This window comes from Streptomyces sp. NPDC028635, assembly GCF_040637635.1.
GTDB lineage: Bacteria > Actinomycetota > Actinomycetes > Streptomycetales > Streptomycetaceae > Streptomyces.
In genome coordinates this window covers 39,354-56,901 of the sequence record NZ_JBEZWX010000029.1, presented here as the reverse complement: position 1 = coordinate 56,901, position 17,548 = coordinate 39,354, and the positions used below count along the sequence as shown (strand labels likewise).

Genomic DNA, 17,548 nt, shown 5'->3' with positions numbered 1-17,548 from the left:
TTCCGCCCGATTCCGCACGCACAGCGGGCACTTCACACCGCCCCCGGCCGTTCACCAATCAGCGGCCGGGGGCGGTACCGTTCGGTAGGGCGGGGTTCGCCCCCGCCGGCCAGCGTCAATCTTCTGTACGAGACGGAGTGGCACCGGATGCAGCAAGCAGTGGGTTCTCCGCTGCCGCCGCCCCACCAGCCGGGGCACGGACCGGCCGTCGGCTGGTCACCGGCCGCACACCACCCGGTCGCCCCCCATGGGCCGGCCCCCGCACCCCAGGGCTCCGGCCCCGTGCCGCCGCCGCCCCCGGGCTTCACCGGAGCGCCGCCCTCCGGCCCGCTCCCGCCGCACCCCGCGCCACCGCCCCAGGCGATGCCGCCGCATCCGACCGCGCCCCCGCCTCCGGACGCCACCGGCCATGTCGCGCTGCCCCCCGGCGGCCCGGTCGGTGTGCCCGCGGTGCCGCCCGCCCCGGTCGCCCCCGACCCGGCGACCACCACCCTCGCCGTCCTGCTCATCGGCCCGGCCGGAGCCGGCAAGACCAGCGTCGCCCGCTACTGGGCCGACCACCGCGGGGTGCCCACGGCCCACATCAGCCTCGACGACGTGCGCGAATGGGTGCGCTCGGGCTTCGCCGACCCCCAGTCGGGGTGGAACGACCACTCGGAGGCGCAGTACCGCCTCGCCCGCCGCACCTGCGGCTTCGCCGCGCGCAACTTCCTCGCCAACGGCATCTCCTGCATCCTCGACGACGCCGTCTTCCCCGACCGCCCGGTCGTCGGGCTCGGTGGCTGGAAACGGCATGTCGGGCCCGGCCTGCTTCCGGTCGTGCTGCTGCCGGGCCTCGACATCGTGCTGGAGCGCAACGCCGAACGCAGCGGCAACCGCCGCCTCACGGACGAGGAGGTCGCCCGCATCCACGGCCGTATGGCCGGCTGGTACGGCTCGGGCCTGCCGATCATCGACAACTCCCAGCTGGACGTCCCGGAGACGGCGAAGCTCCTGGACGACGTCCTGGCGAGGGCGATAGCGAGCCCGCCGCAGTGGTAGCCGAGGGAAGCGAACCGGCCTGAGGGGTACCCCCGTGCCGCCGTACCCCTTCGGCGCGCCGCCGTCCCCCTTCGGCCCCTCCCAACCGGCACAAAACGCCCACCGCTCCTACGCTCGTGTCATGTCAGAGGTGTACGCGACCCGCCGAGCCAGGCTGAGGGAACGCTGCAGTGTGGGCGGCAGCCCCTCCGCGCTGGTCACCCGTCCAGCCAACATCCGCTACCTGGCGGGCGCGTCCCCGCACGGCGCCGCACTGCTGCTGAGCAGGGACGACGACGTACTGGTGTGCGTGGGCCCGCTCGAGGACCGGCCCACCGAGGGCCGTCCCGACGAGGCCGTGCGCGTCCACACCCTGTCCGGTCCCGGCGGCGACGCCGCCGTCGCGGCGGCGGGCCTGGCGCAGGCCGCGGGCCTGGACTCGCTCGCCCTGGAGGAGCACCACCTCACCGTCGCCCGGCACCGGGCCATCCGCTCGGTGGCGCCCCGGCTGCGCCTGAGCGACCTGGGCGGCGCCGTGGAACAGCTCAGGGTGGTCAAGGACGAGGAGGAGATCTCCTGCCTGCGCATCGGCGCGGAGATCGCCGACCAGGCCCTCGGGGAGCTGCTGGAGTCCATCCTCGTCGGGCGCACCGAACGGCACCTCGCCCTCGAACTGGAGCGCCGCCTGGTGGACCACGGCGCCGACGGGCCCGCCTTCGCCACCTCCGTGGCCACCGGTCCGCACGCGGGGCGGCGCGGGCACCGGCCCACCGACCGCCGCGTCGAGGAGGGCGACTTCCTCTCCGTCTGCCTGGGCGCGACCTACCGCGGCTACCGCTGCGAGATCGGCCGCACCTTCGTCATCGGCACCTCGCCCGCCGACTGGCAGATCGAGCTGTACGACCTGGTCTTCGCCGCACAGCGGGCGGGCCGCGAGAGCCTGACGCCGGGCACCGCGTACCGGGACGTGGACCGCGCGGCGCGCCAGGTGCTGGACTCCGCGGGCCATTCCGAGCGCCTTCTGCCGCTCACCGGGCACGGTGTCGGACTCGAAATCCACGAGGACCCTCAATTGAGTCCCTCAGCCATGGGTAAACTGGACGCTTGCGTGCCGGTCACCGTCGAACCGGGGGTCCACCTCCCCGGCCGGGGCGGTGTCAGGATCGATGACACGCTCGTCGTCCGCCCCGAGGCGGACGGCGGACCCGAGCTACTCACCATCACGACCAAGGAGCTGCTCGCCCTCTAGGCAGGTGCGTGCCCCGGGGTCGTCCACGTCAGTCCAGGAGATTCCGCAACCGTGGCTTCCACGAACGACCTCAAGAACGGCATGGTGCTCAAGCTCGAAGGCGGCCAGCTCTGGTCCGTCGTCGAGTTCCAGCACGTCAAGCCCGGCAAGGGCCCGGCCTTCGTGCGCACCAAGCTCAAGAACGTGCTGTCCGGGAAGGTCGTCGACAAGACCTTCAACGCCGGCGTCAAGGTCGAGACGGCCACTGTCGACAAGCGCGACATGGAGTTCTCGTACATGGACGGCGAGTACTTCGTCTTCATGGACATGGAGACCTACGACCAGCTGATGGTCGACCGCAAGGCCGTCGGCGACGCGGCCAACTTCCTGATCGAGGGCTTCAAGGCCACCGTCGCGCAGCACGAGGGCGAGGTGCTCTTCGTCGAGCTGCCGGCCGCCGTCGAGCTGACCGTCCAGGAGACCGAGCCGGGCGTCCAGGGCGACCGCTCCACCGGTGGCACCAAGCCCGCCACCCTGGAGACCGGCCACCAGATCCAGGTCCCGCTCTTCATCACCACCGGTGAGAAGATCAAGGTCGACACCCGCACCAGCGACTACCTCGGCCGGGTGAACAGCTAACCGTGGCTGCCCGCAACACGGCCCGCAAGCGCGCCTTCCAGATCCTCTTCGAGGGCGACCAGCGCGACGCCGACGTCCTCACGGTCCTCGCGGACTGGGTCCGGCTCTCCCGCTCCGACACCCGGCAGCCGCCGGTGAGCGAGTACACGATGCAGCTGGTCGAGGGCTACGCCGAGCACGCGAAGCGCATCGACGAGCTGATCGCGCAGTACGCGGTGGGCTGGACGCTGGACCGGATGCCGGTCGTCGACCGCAACATCCTCCGTCTCGGCGCCTACGAGCTGATCTGGGTCGACGAGACCCCGGACGCCGTCGTCCTGGACGAGATGGTGCAGCTGGCGAAGGAGTTCTCCACCGACGAGTCGCCGTCGTTCGTCAACGGCCTGCTCGGCCGGCTGAAGGAGCTCAAGCCGTCCCTGCGCAGGGACCAGGCCTGACGCCCCCTGTTCGTGCCATGCCCAAGGGCCCGCGGATCCGTCCGCGGGCCCTTGGCGTTCACTGCGGCCGGGCGCGTCGTCGTAGCGCGCCCGGGAGCCGGTGCACCGTACGGCGGTCCTGGCGCAGCCGTACGGCGGCCCCGGGCGGTTCCTCCAGCTCGCAGGGCCTCGGCAGCGCCCGAGAGGGCGGTGAGGGGCCGGAGAACCACACAGGGGCGGAGCCGTGTGGCTCCGCCCCTGGTAGAGACGTTTCTGCTGAGGGCGCCGCGGGCGCTCAGCTCTCCTCGTGGGCGACCGCGCGACGCGCGTCCGCGTCCAGCACGCCCCAGCTGATCAGCTGCTCGGTGAGGACCGAGGGGGACTGGTCGTAGATGACGGCGAGTGTGCGCAGGTCGTCCTGGCGGATGGAGAGCACCTTGCCGTTGTAGTCACCGCGCTGCGACTGGATGGTGGCCGCGTAGCGCTGCAGCGGGCCCGCCTTCTCCACGGGGACGTGGGCCAGGCGCTCCAGGTCCAGGACCAGCTTCGGCGGGGGCTCGGCGGCACCGCCGGGGGTCGTGCCCGGGAGCAGCTCCTGCACCGGCACGCCGTAGAAGTCCGCCAGCTCGGCGAGGCGCTGCACGGTCACGGCACGGTCGCCGCGCTCGTAGGAACCGACCACGACCGCCTTCCAGCGGCCCTGGCTCTTCTCCTCGACACCGTGGAGGGAAAGGCCCTGCTGGGTGCGGATGGCCCGGAGCTTGGCCCCGAGCTGTTTGGCGTATTCGCTGGACATATAGCTCCCCGGCACTGTGTCGACGCGACTGGCTTCGTCCATGCCGCGCGGCTGGTAACTCACTGTGAGGTTACGCAGCGTGATTCTCCTGCGTCAAGCCGAATGGTCCACACCGACGCTTCCGTGGTAGTGGCGGCCGACTGCGCCAACCGGGTGGTGACAGGGGGCCGAGCGGGTGGTGCCCCGGCGTGTCGGGGGCCGTGCCGGGACGATCCCGTGGGTGTCGCCGCGGGCGGGGCGGGGGGTCGTCGCCCGGTGCTGTCGCGGCCTGCTACCGTGGATGGCGCAAACCCGACGTCCTTTAAGGTCCGTCCCGTGAGGCGGAGAAGGAGGTCCTTTTCGTATGGACACGCAAGCGTCCGATGCGAGGCCCGTTCTCGAAGGCCCCGACATCGCGCGGGTACTGACCCGCATCGCCCACGAGATCGTCGAGCGCGCCAAGGGCGCCGACGACGTGGTGCTCCTCGGCATCCCCACCCGGGGCGTCTTCCTCGCCCAGCGGCTCGCCGTCAAGCTCGAGCAGATCACCGAGCGCAAGATCCCGGTCGGCTCGCTGGACATCACCATGTACCGCGACGACCTGCGCATGCACCCGCCGCGGGCGCTGGCCCGCACCGAGATCCCCGGTGACGGCATCGACGGCAAGCTGGTCGTGCTCGTGGACGACGTGCTGTTCTCCGGCCGCACCATCCGCGCCGCCCTCGACGCCCTGAACGACATCGGGCGCCCCCGCGCGGTGCAGCTCGCGGTCCTCGTCGACCGCGGCCACCGGGAACTGCCGATCCGCGCCGACTACGTCGGCAAGAACCTCCCCACGTCGTTGCGGGAGACGGTCAAGGTCCTGCTCGCCGAGGAGGACGGTCGCGACACCGTGCTGCTCGGTGTGAAGGCCGACCAGTAGCACCTCGCGCGCCGGGCGGCTTCGGCATGCCCGCACACGCACCGAAGTGCGCACATCCTCCCGAATTGAACTGCCTTACGGAGCCTGACAGATGCAGCGTCATCTCATCTCGGCCGCCGACCTCACCCGCGACGACGCCGTCCTGATCCTCGACACCGCCGAGGAGATGGCCCGGGTCGCCGACCGGCCGATCAAGAAGCTGCCGACCCTGCGCGGCCGCACGATCGTCAACCTCTTCTTCGAGGACTCCACCCGCACCCGCATCTCCTTCGAGGCCGCCGAGAAGCGCCTGTCCGCGGACGTCATCAACTTCACCGCCAAGGGCTCCAGCGTGTCCAAGGGCGAGTCCCTGAAGGACACCGCGCAGACCCTGGAGGCCATGGGCGTCGACGCCGTCGTCATCCGGCACGGCGCCTCCGGGGCCCCGTACCGCCTCGCCAACTCCGGCTGGATCGACGCCGCCGTCATCAACGCCGGCGACGGCACCCACCAGCACCCCACCCAGGCCCTGCTGGACGCCTTCACCATGCGCCGCCGCCTGGTCGGCCGGGACGCCGGGCTCGGCCAGGACCTGGCCGGAAAGCGGATCACCGTCGTCGGCGACGTCCTGCACAGCCGGGTCGCCCGCTCCAACGTCGACCTGCTGCACACGCTCGGCGCCGAGGTCACCCTCGTCGCGCCGCCCACCCTGCTGCCGGTCGGCATCGAGACCTGGCCCTGCGAGGTCTCCTACGACCTCGACTCGACGCTGCCCAAGAGCGACGCGGTGATGATGCTGCGCGTCCAGCGCGAGCGGATGAACGCCGCCTTCTTCCCCACCGAGCGCGAGTACTCCCGCCGCTACGGCCTCGACGGCGACCGCATGGCCAAGCTGCCCGAGCACGCCATCGTGATGCACCCCGGCCCGATGGTGCGCGGCATGGAGATCACCGCCGAGGTCGCCGACTCCGGTCGCTGCACCGCCGTCGAGCAGGTCGCCAACGGCGTGTCCATCCGGATGGCCGTCCTCTACCTGCTGCTGGGCGGCAACGAGCCCGCCGTCACCCACACCCGCCCCACCGGTTCGGAGGAGAAGTAAGACCATGAGCAAGATCCTGATCCGTGGTGCGAAGGTGCTCGGCGGCGAGCCGCAGGACGTCCTGATCGACGGCGAGGTCATCGAGGCGGTCGGCCAGGGCCTGTCCGCCGAGGGCGCCGAGGTCGTCGAGGCGGCCGGCAAGGTGCTGCTCCCCGGCCTGGTCGACCTGCACACCCACCTGCGCGAGCCCGGCCGCGAGGACTCCGAGACCGTGCTCACCGGCACGCGCGCGGCGGCGAGCGGCGGCTACACCTCCGTGTTCGCCATGGCCAACACCTTCCCCGTCGCCGACACCGCCGGTGTCGTCGAGCAGGTCTGGCGGCTCGGCAAGGAGCACGGCTACTGCGACGTGCAGCCCATCGGCGCCGTCACGGTCGGCCTGGAGGGCAAGAAGCTCGCCGAGCTGGGCGCCATGCACGAGTCGGCCGCCGGCGTCACCGTCTTCTCCGACGACGGCAAGTGCGTCGACGACGCCGTGATCATGCGCCGCGCACTGGAGTACGTGAAGGCCTTCGACGGCGTCGTCGCCCAGCACGCGCAGGAGCCCCGCCTCACCGAGGGCGCCCAGATGAACGAGGGCGTCGTCTCCGCCGAGCTGGGCCTGGGCGGCTGGCCGGCCGTCGCCGAGGAGTCGATCATCGCGCGGGACGTGCTGCTCGCCGAGCACGTCGGCTCCCGGGTGCACATCTGCCACCTGTCGACCGCCGGCAGCGTCGAGATCGTCCGCTGGGCCAAGTCCCGCGGCATCCAGGTCACCGCCGAGGTCACCCCGCACCACCTGCTCCTCACCGACGAGCTGGTGCGCACCTACAACCCGGTCTACAAGGTCAACCCGCCGCTGCGCACCGAGCGTGACGTGAGGGCGCTGCGCGAGGCCCTCGCCGACGGCACGATCGACATCGTCGCCACCGACCACGCCCCGCACCCGCACGAGGACAAGGACTGCGAGTGGGCCGCCGCCGCCATGGGCATGGTGGGCCTGGAGACCGCGCTGTCGGTGGTCCAGGCCACCATGGTCGACACGGGCCTGCTCGACTGGGCCGGCGTCGCCGACCGGATGTCCGTCAAGCCCGCGCAGATCGGACAGGCCACCGGTCACGGCCGTCCCGTCTCGGCTGGTGAGCCCGCCAACCTCACCCTGGTCGACACGGAATACCGTGGCCAGGTGGACCCCGCGGGCTTCGCCTCGCGCAGCCGCAACACCCCCTACGAGGGGCGTGAGCTGCCGGGCCGTGTGACGCACACGTGGCTGCGGGGCAAGGCCACGGTCGTCGACGGGAAGCTCACGTGACACCTGCACCACTGCTCGCAGCCGCGGAGAAATCGGCACCGGTCACCGACTGGGCCGCCCGCCTCGGCTGGGTGATCGGCCTCCTCCTCTTCGTCGCGCTCGTCTACTGGCTGATGCGCGAGGGCTGGAAGTGGCGCGGCACCCTCCAGGGCGACCTGCCCGAGCTGCCCAGCGCGCCCGCGGAGCCGGGCGAGGCGAAACTGACCATGAGCGGCCGCTACCACGGCTCCACCACGGCCGGACAGTGGCTCGACCGCATCGTGGCGCACGGCCTGGGCACCCGCAGCCGGGCCGAGCTCACCCTGACGGACGCGGGACTGGACGTCGTACGCCCCGGCGCGCGCGACTTCTTCGTCCCGGCCGCGCAGCTGCGCGGGGCCCGGCTGGACAAGGGCATCGCCGGCAAGGTCCTCACCGAGGGCGGACTGCTCGTGGTGACCTGGGCCCACGGCGACAAACTGATCGACTCCGGTTTCCGCTCGGACCACGCGGCCGAGCACACCACCTGGGTCGACACCCTGAACGACATGATCAACAAGACGGAAGGCGCACGATGACGACCTCCACAAGGGGAACCACGAAGGTTCCCGCCGTACTCGTCCTGGAGGACGGCCGGATCTTCCGCGGCCGCGCCTACGGGGCCGTGGGGGAGACCTTCGGCGAGGCCGTGTTCTCCACCGGCATGACCGGCTACCAGGAGACCCTCACCGACCCGTCGTACGACCGGCAGATCGTCGTCGCGACCGCCCCGCAGATCGGCAACACCGGCTGGAACGACGAGGACGACGAGTCGAAGCGGATCTGGGTCTCCGGCTACGTCGTGCGCGACCCCGCGCGTGTGCCGTCCAACTGGCGCGCCAAGCGCTCCCTGGACGAGGAGCTGGTGAACCAGGGCGTCGTCGGCATCTCCGGCATCGACACCCGCGCCCTCACCCGCCACCTGCGCGAGCGCGGCTCCATGCGCGCCGGCATCTTCTCCGGCGAGGCGGTGAAGTCCGACGACGAGCTGCTCGCCCTGGTGCAGGCCCAGCCCCACATGAAGGGCGCGAGCCTGTACGAGGAGGTCGCCACCAAGGAGGCCTACGTCGTCCCCGCGGTCGGCGAGAAGAAGTTCACCGTCGCGGCCATCGACCTCGGCATCAAGGGCATGACCCCGCACCGCATGGCCGAGCGCGGCATCGAGGTGCACGTCCTGCCCGCCACCGCCACCGCCGACGACGTCTACGCCGTCGGCCCCGACGGGGTTTTCTTCTCCAACGGCCCCGGCGACCCCGCCACCGCCGACGGACCGGTCGCCCTGATGCAGGCCGTGCTGGAGCGCAGGACCCCGCTGTTCGGCATCTGCTTCGGCAACCAGATCCTCGGCCGCGCCCTCGGCTTCGGCACCTACAAGCTGAAGTACGGCCACCGCGGCATCAACCAGCCGGTCCAGGACCGCACCACCGGCAAGGTCGAGGTCACCGCGCACAACCACGGCTTCGCCGTGGACGCGCCGCTCGACAAGGTCAGCGAGACCCCCTTCGGCCGCGCCGAGGTCTCCCACGTCTGCCTGAACGACAACGTCGTGGAGGGGCTGCAGCTGCTCGACCAGCCGGCCTTCTCCGTGCAGTACCACCCCGAAGCGGCCGCCGGTCCGCACGACGCCGCCTACCTGTTCGACCGCTTCGTTTCCCTGATGGAGGGCCAGCGTGCCTAAGCGCACCGATATCCAGTCCGTCCTGGTCATCGGCTCCGGCCCGATCGTCATCGGCCAGGCCGCCGAGTTCGACTACTCCGGCACGCAGGCGTGCCGGGTGCTGAAGGCCGAGGGCCTTCGGGTGATCCTCGTCAACTCCAACCCGGCGACGATCATGACCGACCCGGAGATCGCCGACGCCACCTACGTCGAGCCGATCACCCCGGAGTTCGTCGAGAAGATCATCACCAAGGAGCGCCCCGACGCGCTGCTGCCCACCCTGGGCGGCCAGACGGCGCTCAACACGGCGATCTCGCTGCACGAGAACGGCGTCCTGGAGAAGTACGGCGTCGAGCTGATCGGCGCCAAGCCCGAGGCGATCCACAAGGGCGAGGACCGCGACCTGTTCAAGGACGTCGTGGAGGAGGTCCGCAAGAAGATCGGGCACGGCGAGTCCGCCCGCTCGGTCATCTGCCACTCCATGGACGACGTCCTCCAGGGCGTCGAGACCCTCGGCGGCTACCCCGTCGTCGTGCGCCCCTCCTTCACCATGGGCGGCGCCGGCTCCGGCTTCGCCCACGACGAGGAGGAGCTGCGCCGCATCGCCGGCCAGGGCCTCACGCTCTCCCCGACCACCGAGGTCCTCCTGGAGGAGTCCATCCTCGGCTGGAAGGAGTACGAGCTGGAGCTGATGCGCGACAAGCACGACAACGTCGTGGTCGTCTGCTCCATCGAGAACTTCGACCCGATGGGCGTGCACACCGGCGACTCGATCACCGTCGCCCCGGCGATGACGCTGACCGACCGCGAGTACCAGGTGCTGCGCGACGTCGGTATCGCGATCATCCGCGAGGTCGGCGTCGACACCGGCGGCTGCAACATCCAGTTCGCGGTGAACCCCGAGGACGGCCGCGTGATCGTCATCGAGATGAACCCGCGCGTGTCCCGCTCCTCGGCCCTCGCCTCCAAGGCCACCGGCTTCCCGATCGCCAAGATCGCCGCCAAGCTGGCCGTCGGCTACACGCTGGACGAGATCCCCAACGACATCACCGCCGAGACCCCGGCCTCCTTCGAGCCGACCCTCGACTACGTCGTCGTCAAGGCCCCGCGATTCGCCTTCGAGAAGTTCCCGCAGGCCGACTCCACGCTGACCACCACCATGAAGTCGGTCGGCGAGGCCATGGCCATCGGCCGCAACTTCCCCGAGGCCTTCCAGAAGGCGCTGCGCTCGCTGGAGAAGAAGGGCAGCCAGTTCACCTTCGTCGGTGACCCCGGCGACAAGACCGCCCTGCTCGAAGAGGCCGTGCGCCCCACCGACGGCCGGATCAACACGGTCATGCAGGCCATCCGCGCCGGCGCCACGCCCGAGGAGATCTTCGACTACACGAAGATCGACCCCTGGTTCGTCGACCAGCTCTTCCTGATCAAGGAGATCGCGGACGAGCTGGCCGAGGCCCCCGAGCTGACCGGCGAGCTGCTCGCCGAGGCCAAGCGGCACGGCTTCTCCGACCAGCAGATCGCCGAGATCCGCGGCCTGCGCGAGGACGTCGTCCGCGAGGTCCGGCACGCCCTCGGCATCCGCCCGGTCTACAAGACCGTCGACACCTGCGCCGCCGAGTTCGCCGCGAAGACGCCGTACTTCTACTCCTCCTACGACGAGGAGACCGAGGTCGCGCGGCGCGAGAAGCCCGCGGTGATCATCCTGGGCTCCGGCCCGAACCGCATCGGCCAGGGCATCGAGTTCGACTACTCCTGTGTCCACGCCTCCTTCGCGCTGAGCGACGCGGGCTACGAGACGGTGATGGTCAACTGCAACCCGGAGACCGTCTCCACCGACTACGACACCTCCGACCGCCTGTACTTCGAGCCGCTGACGCTCGAGGACGTGCTGGAGATCGTCCACGCCGAGTCCCTCGCCGGCCCGATCGCGGGCGTCATCGTCCAGCTCGGCGGCCAGACCCCGCTGGGCCTCGCGCAGGCCCTGAAGGACAACGGCGTGCCGGTCGTCGGCACCTCGCCCGAGGCCATCCACGCGGCCGAGGACCGGGGCGCCTTCGGACGGGTGCTGAAGGAGGCCGGCCTGCCCGCCCCCAAGCACGGCACCGCCACCACCTTCGACGAGGCCAAGGCCATCGCCGACGAGATCGGCTACCCGGTCCTGGTCCGCCCGTCGTACGTGCTCGGCGGCCGCGGCATGGAGATCGTCTACGACGAGACCCGCCTGGCCTCCTACATCGCCGAGTCCACCGAGATCAGCCCGACCCGTCCGGTGCTGGTCGACCGGTTCCTCGACGACGCGATCGAGATCGACGTCGACGCGCTCTACGACGGCGAGGAGCTCTACCTCGGCGGCGTCATGGAGCACATCGAGGAGGCCGGCATCCACTCCGGCGACTCGGCCTGCGCGCTGCCCCCGATCACGCTGGGCGGCTTCGACATCAAGCGCCTGCGCGCCTCCACCGAGGCGATCGCCAAGGGCGTCGGCGTGCGCGGCCTGATCAACATCCAGTTCGCCATGGCCGGTGACATCCTCTACGTCCTGGAGGCCAACCCCCGCGCCTCCCGGACCGTGCCGTTCACCTCCAAGGCGACCGCGGTGCCGCTCGCCAAGGCCGCCGCCCGCATCTCCATGGGCGCGACCGTCGCCGAACTGCGCGCCGAGGGCCTGCTGCCGAAGACCGGCGACGGCGGCGAGCTGCCGCTGGACGCGCCGATCTCCGTCAAGGAGGCCGTGATGCCGTGGAGCCGCTTCCGTGACACCTCCGGCCGCGGCGTGGACACCGTCCTCGGCCCGGAGATGCGCTCCACCGGCGAGGTCATGGGCATCGACTCGGTCTTCGGCACGGCGTACGCCAAGTCGCAGGCCGGCGCCTACGGCCCGCTGCCCACCAAGGGCCGCGCGTTCATCTCGGTCGCCAACCGCGACAAGCGCTCGATGATCTTCCCGGCCCGCGAGCTGGTCGCCCACGGCTTCGAGCTGCTGGCCACCTCCGGCACCGCCGAGGTCCTCAAGCGCAACGGCATCAACGCCACGGTCGTGCGCAAGCAGTCCGAGGGCACCGGCCCGAACGGCGAGAAGACCATCGTCCAGCTCATCCACGACGGCGAGGTCGACCTCATCGTCAACACCCCGTACGGCACCGGCGGCCGCCTCGACGGCTACGAGATCCGTACGGCGGCGGTGGCACGCTCCGTGCCCTGCCTGACGACGGTCCAGGCCCTGGCGGCCGCCGTCCAGGGCATCGACGCCCTCAACCACGGCGACGTGGGCGTGCGCTCCCTCCAGGAACACGCCGAACACCTGACCGCGGCCCGCGACTAGCAGCCGGCGAGGGGGACACCGGATCACGGTGTCCCCCTCTTCGTGAGGACACCCAGTCGAGGACACCCATGTCTTCGTGAGGACACGCATGTACAAGATCTTCTTCACGCTCTTCTTCGCGCGCATGGATCCCGAGCAGGCCCACTACCTGGCCTTCCGCTGGATCCGCCGGGCCGTGCGCATCCCGGTCCTGCGCACCTTCGTCGCCGCCGCCCTCGCCCCCCGCCACAAGGAGCTGCGCACCGAGGCCCTGGGCCTGCGCATGCACGGCCCCTTCGGGCTCGCCGCCGGCTTCGACAAGAACGCCGTCGCGATCGACGGGATGGCGATGCTCGGCTTCGACCACGTCGAGATCGGCACCGTCACCGGCGAGCCGCAGCCCGGCAACCCCAAGAAGCGGCTGTTCCGCCTGGTCGAGGACCGGGCGCTGATCAACCGCATGGGCTTCAACAACGACGGCTCGCTGGCCGTCGCGGCCCGCCTGGCCTCCCGCAACCCCGTCTTCAAGACCGTCGTCGGCGTCAACATCGGCAAGACCAAGGTCGTCCCCGAGGAGGAGGCGGTCGCCGACTACGTGAAGTCGGCCGAACGGCTCGCGCCGTACGCCGACTACCTGGTCGTCAACGTCTCCTCGCCCAACACGCCCGGACTGCGCAACCTCCAGGCCACCGAGGCGCTGCGCCCGCTGCTGACCGCCGTGCGCGAGGCGGCCGACCGTGCGGTCGGCGCGCGCCGCGTCCCGCTCCTGGTCAAGATCGCGCCCGACCTGGCCGACGAGGACATCGACGCCGTCGCCGACCTGGCCGTGGAGCTGGGCCTGGACGGCATCATCGCCACCAACACCACCATCGCCCGCGAGAGCCTGGGCCTGCGCTCCGCGCCGGCCCTGGTCGAGGAGACCGGCGGTCTGTCCGGCGCCCCGCTCAAGGAGCGCTCCCTGACGGTCCTGCGCCGCCTGTACGCGCGCGTGGGCGACCGCATCACCCTGGTGGGCGTCGGCGGCATCGAGAACGCCGAGGACGCCTGGCAGCGCATCCTGGCCGGCGCCACGCTCGTCCAGGGCTACAGCGCCTTCATCTACGAGGGGCCGCTCTGGATGCGCGCGATCCACAAGGGACTCGCCGCACGCCTGCGCACCAGCCCCTACGCCACCCTCGCCGACGCGGTCGGCGCCGACGTGAGGAAGTCCGCATGACCTCGCACGAGCCCTTCGGCGCCCGCCTGCGCCGCGCCATGGACGAGCGCGGCCCGCTGTGCGTCGGCATCGACCCGCACGCCTCCCTGCTCGCCGAGTGGGGCCTGAACGACGACGTGGCCGGTCTGGAGCGGTTCAGCCGCACGGTGGTCGAGGCCGTGGCGGACCGGGTGGCCGTGCTCAAGCCGCAGGCCGCGTTCTTCGAGCGGTTCGGCTCGCGCGGCGTGGCCGTCCTGGAGAAGGCGGTACAGGAGGCGCGGGAGGCCGGCGCGCTGGTCGTCATGGACGCCAAGCGCGGCGACATCGGCTCCACCATGGCCGCGTACGCGGAGGCGTTCCTGCACAAGGACTCCCCGCTGTTCTCCGACGCCCTGACCGTCTCGCCCTACCTCGGCTACGGCTCGCTCAGCCCGGCGGTCGTGCTCGCCCGGGAGAGCGGGGCCGGCCTGTTCGTCCTGGCGCTCACGTCGAACCCGGAGGGCGGCGAGGTGCAGCACGCGGTGCGCGCCGACGGCCGCAGCGTGGCGGCGACCATGCTGGCGCACCTGGCGGCCGAGAACGCCGGGGAGGAGCCCCTGGGGTCCTTCGGCGCGGTCGTCGGCGCCACGCTCGGTGACCTGTCGTCGTACGACCTGGACATCAACGGGCCGCTCCTCGCGCCCGGCATCGGCGCGCAGGGGGCGACCCCGGCGGACCTTCCGCGGGTCTTCGGCGCCGTGGTGCGCAACGTGGTGCCGAACGTCAGCCGCGGGGTGCTGTGCCACGGCCCCGATGTCGTCGCTCTGCGTGACGCGGCGCAACGCTTCGCAGACGACGTCCGCGCCGCGGTGACCGCCCCCTGAGCCCCGGATGTCCTCGCCGGACGGCTCCGGCGAGGACATCCGGGGTGCCGGGAGTCTGGATACAGCCTCAAATCCGGGGCAATATGTCCTAAATGTCCGTCCTGGCGGAGGCTGACCAGGACTTTTCCGCTGTTCTCGCTGACTCTGGCGGACTTGACCGCTAGTCTCCGACGTGTGGGGGCACCACCCACGCCCCCAAGGCTGTGGGGGAGAACGGGCGAGCGTGTTGCTCGTGGCTCCCCAGGTGTGGGGCGTACTAGGTTCCTCACCGGTCCGTATCCGACAGTTCGACATCCGAGGTGACGTAGGCGTGGCTCTTCCGCCCCTTACCCCCGAACAGCGCGCAGCCGCGCTCGAAAAGGCCGCCGCGGCTCGCCGGGAGCGGGCCGAGGTCAAGAATCGACTGAAGCACTCCGGCGCCTCCCTGCACGAGGTCATCAAGCAGGGTCAGGAGAACGACGTCATCGGCAAGATGAAGGTCTCCGCTCTGCTGGAGTCCCTGCCGGGCGTGGGCAAGGTCCGCGCCAAGCAGATCATGGAGCGACTCGGTATCTCCGAGAGCCGTCGCGTGCGCGGCCTCGGCTCGAACCAGATCGCCTCCCTGGAGCGTGAGTTCGGCAGCACGGGTTCCTGAACCGGGTCCTGCCGGACAGGGAGTCCCGGGCACTCCGGGATTACTGGAATAATCGCTGCATGGCTGTAACACCCCGGGGGACGACCCCCGAGCCCCCGGACGTCCGTCCGCGGCTGACCGTGCTCTCCGGCCCCTCCGGGGTCGGCAAGAGCACGGTCGTCGCTCATATGCGCAAGGAACACCCCGAGGTCTGGCTCTCGGTGTCGGCGACGACCCGCAAGCCCCGCCCCGGCGAGCAGCATGGAGTCCACTACTTCTTCGTCACCGACGAGGAGATGGACAAGCTGATCGCCAACGGCGAGCTGCTGGAGTGGGCCGAGTTCGCCGGCAACCGGTACGGCACGCCCCGCGCGGCCGTGCTGGAGCGGCTGGAGAACGGCGAGCCCGTCCTGCTGGAGATCGACCTCCAGGGCGCACGCCAGGTCAGGGAGTCGATGTCCGACGCCCAGCTGGTGTTCCTGGCCCCTCCCTCCTGGGAGGAGCTCGTGCGCAGGCTCACCGGCCGCGGCACCGAGCCGCCCGAGGTCATCGAACGCCGCCTCGGGGTGGCCCGGACCGAGCTGGCGGCCGAGCCGGAGTTCGATACGACCCTGGTCAACACCTCCGTCGAGGACGTGGCGCGCGAGCTGCTAGCCTTGATGGACGTTGTGTGATCAAAACTGGTCACCTCGGTGTGATCAGAACTGAGCGTGATCAGAACTGGTCACCCTGACTGTTTTTTCCCATCCATCGGAAGGTAGAGCGTGTCCTCTTCCATCTCCGCGCCCGAGGGCATCATCAACCCGCCGATCGACGAGCTCCTCGAGGCCACCGACTCGAAGTACAGCCTCGTGATCTACGCGGCCAAGCGGGCCCGCCAGATCAACGCGTACTACTCGCAGCTCGGCGAGGGTCTCCTCGAGTACGTCGGTCCCCTCGTGGACACGCACGTCCACGAGAAGCCGCTCTCGATCGCCCTGCGTGAGATCAACGCGGGTCTGCTGACCTCCGAGGCCGTCGAGGGCCCGGGCCAGTAAGTCATATCTGCACACCGCAGTGGGTTTTTCCACAGGCCCGGCAGTCATGCTGCCGGGCCTGTGGTGTCTCATGGGGGGCAGACGTTATCCGAGGTCCGGGGAGTGACGGTGGACAAGCCGAAGGTCGTTCTGGGGGTCAGCGGCGGCATCGCCGCCTACAAGGCGTGCGAGCTGCTGCGCCGGTTCACCGAGTCGGGACACGACGTCCGCGTCGTCCCCACCGCCTCCGCACTGCACTTCGTCGGCGCGGCCACCTGGTCGGCGCTGTCCGGCAACCCCGTCTCCACCGAGGTCTGGGACGCCGTCCACGAGGTCCCGCACGTGCGCATCGGCCAGCGGGCCGACCTGGTGGTCGTCGCCCCCGCCACGGCCGACATGCTCGCCAAGGCGGCCCACGGCCTCGCCGACGACCTGCTGACCAACACCCTGCTCACCGCACGCTGCCCCGTCGTCTTCGCGCCCGCCATGCACACCGAGATGTGGGAGCACCCCGCCACCCAGGAGAACGTGGCCACGCTGCGCCGGCGCGGCGCCGTCGTCATCGAACCCGCCGTCGGCCGGCTCACCGGCGTCGACACCGGCAAGGGCCGGCTGCCCGACCCGGCCGAGATCTTCGAGGTGTGCCGCCGCGTCCTGGCCCGCGGGGTGCGCGAGCCCGACCTCGCCGGACGGCACGTCGTGATCAGCGCCGGCGGCACCCGCGAGCCCCTCGACCCGGTCCGCTTCCTCGGCAACCGCTCCTCCGGCAAGCAGGGCTACGCCCTCGCCCGCACCGCCGCCGCGCGCGGCGCCCGGGTCACCCTGGTCGCCGCCAACACCGGCGCGCTGCCCGACCCGGCCGGCGTGGACGTCGTCCCCGTCGGCACCGCCGTCCAGCTGCGCGAGGCCGTGCTCAAGGCCGCCGCGGACGCCGACGCCGTCGTGATGGCCGCCGCCGTGGCCGACTTCCGGCCGGCCACCTACGCCGCCGGGAAGATCAAGAAGAAGGACGGCCAGGAGCCCGAGCCGATCGTCCTGGTGCGCAATCCCGACATCCTCGCGGAGATCTCCGCCGACCGCGCCCGGCCCGGCCAGGTGGTCGTCGGCTTCGCCGCCGAGACCGACGACGTCCTGGCCAACGGCCGCACCAAGCTGCGCCGCAAGGGCTGTGACCTGCTCGTGGTGAACGAGGTGGGTGAGCGCAAGACGTTCGGCTCCGAGGAGAACGAGGCGGTCGTGCTCGGCGCCGACGGCAGCGAGACGCCCGTCCCGTACGGCCCCAAGGAGGCACTCGCCGACACCGTGTGGGACCTCGTGGCCGAGCGCCTCGACTGACCCGCGTTCGGCCAGTTGGCGTCCGCGACCCACCCCATCGGGTACGGAGCCACCCTGGTCAAGCCCGCTCGGCATTCGGCAGAATGCCCGTGCCGCAGGTCACACGGCTCCCGAGTGGCGAGACACGTGACCCGGTGACCGAGCCTGACCGATAAACTGTTCACGGACGACGCCGGGCGCA

17 protein-coding genes are annotated in these 17,548 nt (G+C 71.0%); 16 read left to right on the top strand and 1 reads right to left on the bottom strand.

Features of this window, described 5'->3' with window-relative positions; genetic code table 11:
- Nucleotides 1-147: 147 nt before the first annotated feature.
- The 4 genes from AB0E88_RS26275 to nusB all read left to right on the top strand — a co-directional run bounded on the left by AB0E88_RS26275 (nt 148) and on the right by nusB (nt 3,324).
- Nucleotides 148-1,041, top strand: a complete 894-nt coding sequence (locus tag AB0E88_RS26275) for a Pro-rich N-terminal domain-containing protein (protein ID WP_361635083.1) — start codon at nt 148-150, stop codon at nt 1,039-1,041.
- Nucleotides 1,042-1,162: 121 nt separating this feature from the next.
- A complete protein-coding gene (locus AB0E88_RS26270) occupies nt 1,163-2,269 on the top strand; it encodes an aminopeptidase P family protein (protein ID WP_361635080.1) in 1,107 nt (368 codons plus the stop codon).
- Between the two features lie 51 nt (nt 2,270-2,320).
- The gene (gene efp / locus AB0E88_RS26265) at nt 2,321-2,887 is read left to right on the top strand and encodes an elongation factor P (protein ID WP_361635077.1); all 567 of its coding nucleotides are present in this window, start codon (nt 2,321-2,323) and stop codon (nt 2,885-2,887) included.
- 2 nt (nt 2,888-2,889) lie between these two features.
- On the top strand, nt 2,890-3,324 hold the full coding sequence (gene nusB / locus AB0E88_RS26260; protein WP_361635074.1) for a transcription antitermination factor NusB: 435 nt from the start codon (nt 2,890-2,892) through the stop codon (nt 3,322-3,324).
- 274 nt (nt 3,325-3,598) lie between these two features.
- Here the strand turns inward: nusB and bldD are convergent, their stop codons facing one another.
- Entirely contained in the window at nt 3,599-4,099 is a 501-nt protein-coding gene (gene bldD, locus AB0E88_RS26255) for a transcriptional regulator BldD (RefSeq protein WP_110626898.1), read from the bottom strand.
- 343 nt (nt 4,100-4,442) lie between these two features.
- Here bldD and pyrR point away from each other — a divergent pair, with 343 nt between their 5' ends.
- The 12 genes from pyrR to coaBC all read left to right on the top strand — a co-directional run bounded on the left by pyrR (nt 4,443) and on the right by coaBC (nt 17,367).
- Nucleotides 4,443-5,000, top strand: a complete 558-nt coding sequence (gene pyrR, locus AB0E88_RS26250) for a bifunctional pyr operon transcriptional regulator/uracil phosphoribosyltransferase PyrR (RefSeq protein ID WP_361635071.1) — start codon at nt 4,443-4,445, stop codon at nt 4,998-5,000.
- A gap of 91 nt (nt 5,001-5,091) precedes the next feature.
- The gene (locus tag AB0E88_RS26245; RefSeq protein WP_361635068.1) at nt 5,092-6,078 is read left to right on the top strand and encodes an aspartate carbamoyltransferase catalytic subunit; all 987 of its coding nucleotides are present in this window, start codon (nt 5,092-5,094) and stop codon (nt 6,076-6,078) included.
- 4 nt (nt 6,079-6,082) lie between these two features.
- Nucleotides 6,083-7,369 (top strand): dihydroorotase, encoded by a 1,287-nt coding sequence (locus tag AB0E88_RS26240; RefSeq protein WP_361635066.1) that lies wholly within the window; start codon nt 6,083-6,085, stop codon nt 7,367-7,369.
- The gene (locus AB0E88_RS26235) at nt 7,366-7,926 is read left to right on the top strand and encodes a hypothetical protein (RefSeq protein ID WP_361635063.1); all 561 of its coding nucleotides are present in this window, start codon (nt 7,366-7,368) and stop codon (nt 7,924-7,926) included. The genes AB0E88_RS26240 and AB0E88_RS26235 overlap by 4 nt, the downstream gene beginning before the upstream one ends.
- Nucleotides 7,923-9,065 (top strand): glutamine-hydrolyzing carbamoyl-phosphate synthase small subunit, encoded by a 1,143-nt coding sequence (gene carA, locus AB0E88_RS26230; RefSeq protein ID WP_361635060.1) that lies wholly within the window; start codon nt 7,923-7,925, stop codon nt 9,063-9,065. The genes AB0E88_RS26235 and carA overlap by 4 nt, the downstream gene beginning before the upstream one ends.
- Nucleotides 9,058-12,366: a carbamoyl-phosphate synthase large subunit gene (gene carB, locus AB0E88_RS26225; RefSeq protein WP_361635057.1), complete on the top strand. Its 3,309-nt coding sequence runs from the start codon at nt 9,058-9,060 to the stop codon at nt 12,364-12,366. Before carA ends, carB begins: the two co-directional genes overlap by 8 nt.
- Before the next feature lie 88 nt (nt 12,367-12,454).
- Complete coding sequence (locus tag AB0E88_RS26220; protein WP_361635161.1) at nt 12,455-13,561, top strand: quinone-dependent dihydroorotate dehydrogenase; 1,107 nt, start codon at nt 12,455-12,457, stop codon at nt 13,559-13,561.
- Nucleotides 13,558-14,403, top strand: coding sequence for an orotidine-5'-phosphate decarboxylase (gene pyrF, locus AB0E88_RS26215; RefSeq protein ID WP_361635054.1), 846 nt, complete (start codon nt 13,558-13,560; stop codon nt 14,401-14,403). Before AB0E88_RS26220 ends, pyrF begins: the two co-directional genes overlap by 4 nt.
- Before the next feature lie 310 nt (nt 14,404-14,713).
- Entirely contained in the window at nt 14,714-15,037 is a 324-nt protein-coding gene (locus tag AB0E88_RS26210; protein WP_003977346.1) for an integration host factor, read from the top strand.
- Nucleotides 15,038-15,096: 59 nt separating this feature from the next.
- A complete protein-coding gene (gene gmk / locus AB0E88_RS26205) occupies nt 15,097-15,690 on the top strand; it encodes a guanylate kinase (protein ID WP_361635051.1) in 594 nt (197 codons plus the stop codon).
- A gap of 90 nt (nt 15,691-15,780) precedes the next feature.
- Nucleotides 15,781-16,053, top strand: coding sequence for a DNA-directed RNA polymerase subunit omega (gene rpoZ, locus AB0E88_RS26200; RefSeq protein WP_004933985.1), 273 nt, complete (start codon nt 15,781-15,783; stop codon nt 16,051-16,053).
- Nucleotides 16,054-16,161: 108 nt separating this feature from the next.
- On the top strand, nt 16,162-17,367 hold the full coding sequence (gene coaBC, locus AB0E88_RS26195) for a bifunctional phosphopantothenoylcysteine decarboxylase/phosphopantothenate--cysteine ligase CoaBC (RefSeq protein ID WP_361635048.1): 1,206 nt from the start codon (nt 16,162-16,164) through the stop codon (nt 17,365-17,367).
- Nucleotides 17,368-17,548 lie beyond the last annotated feature (181 nt).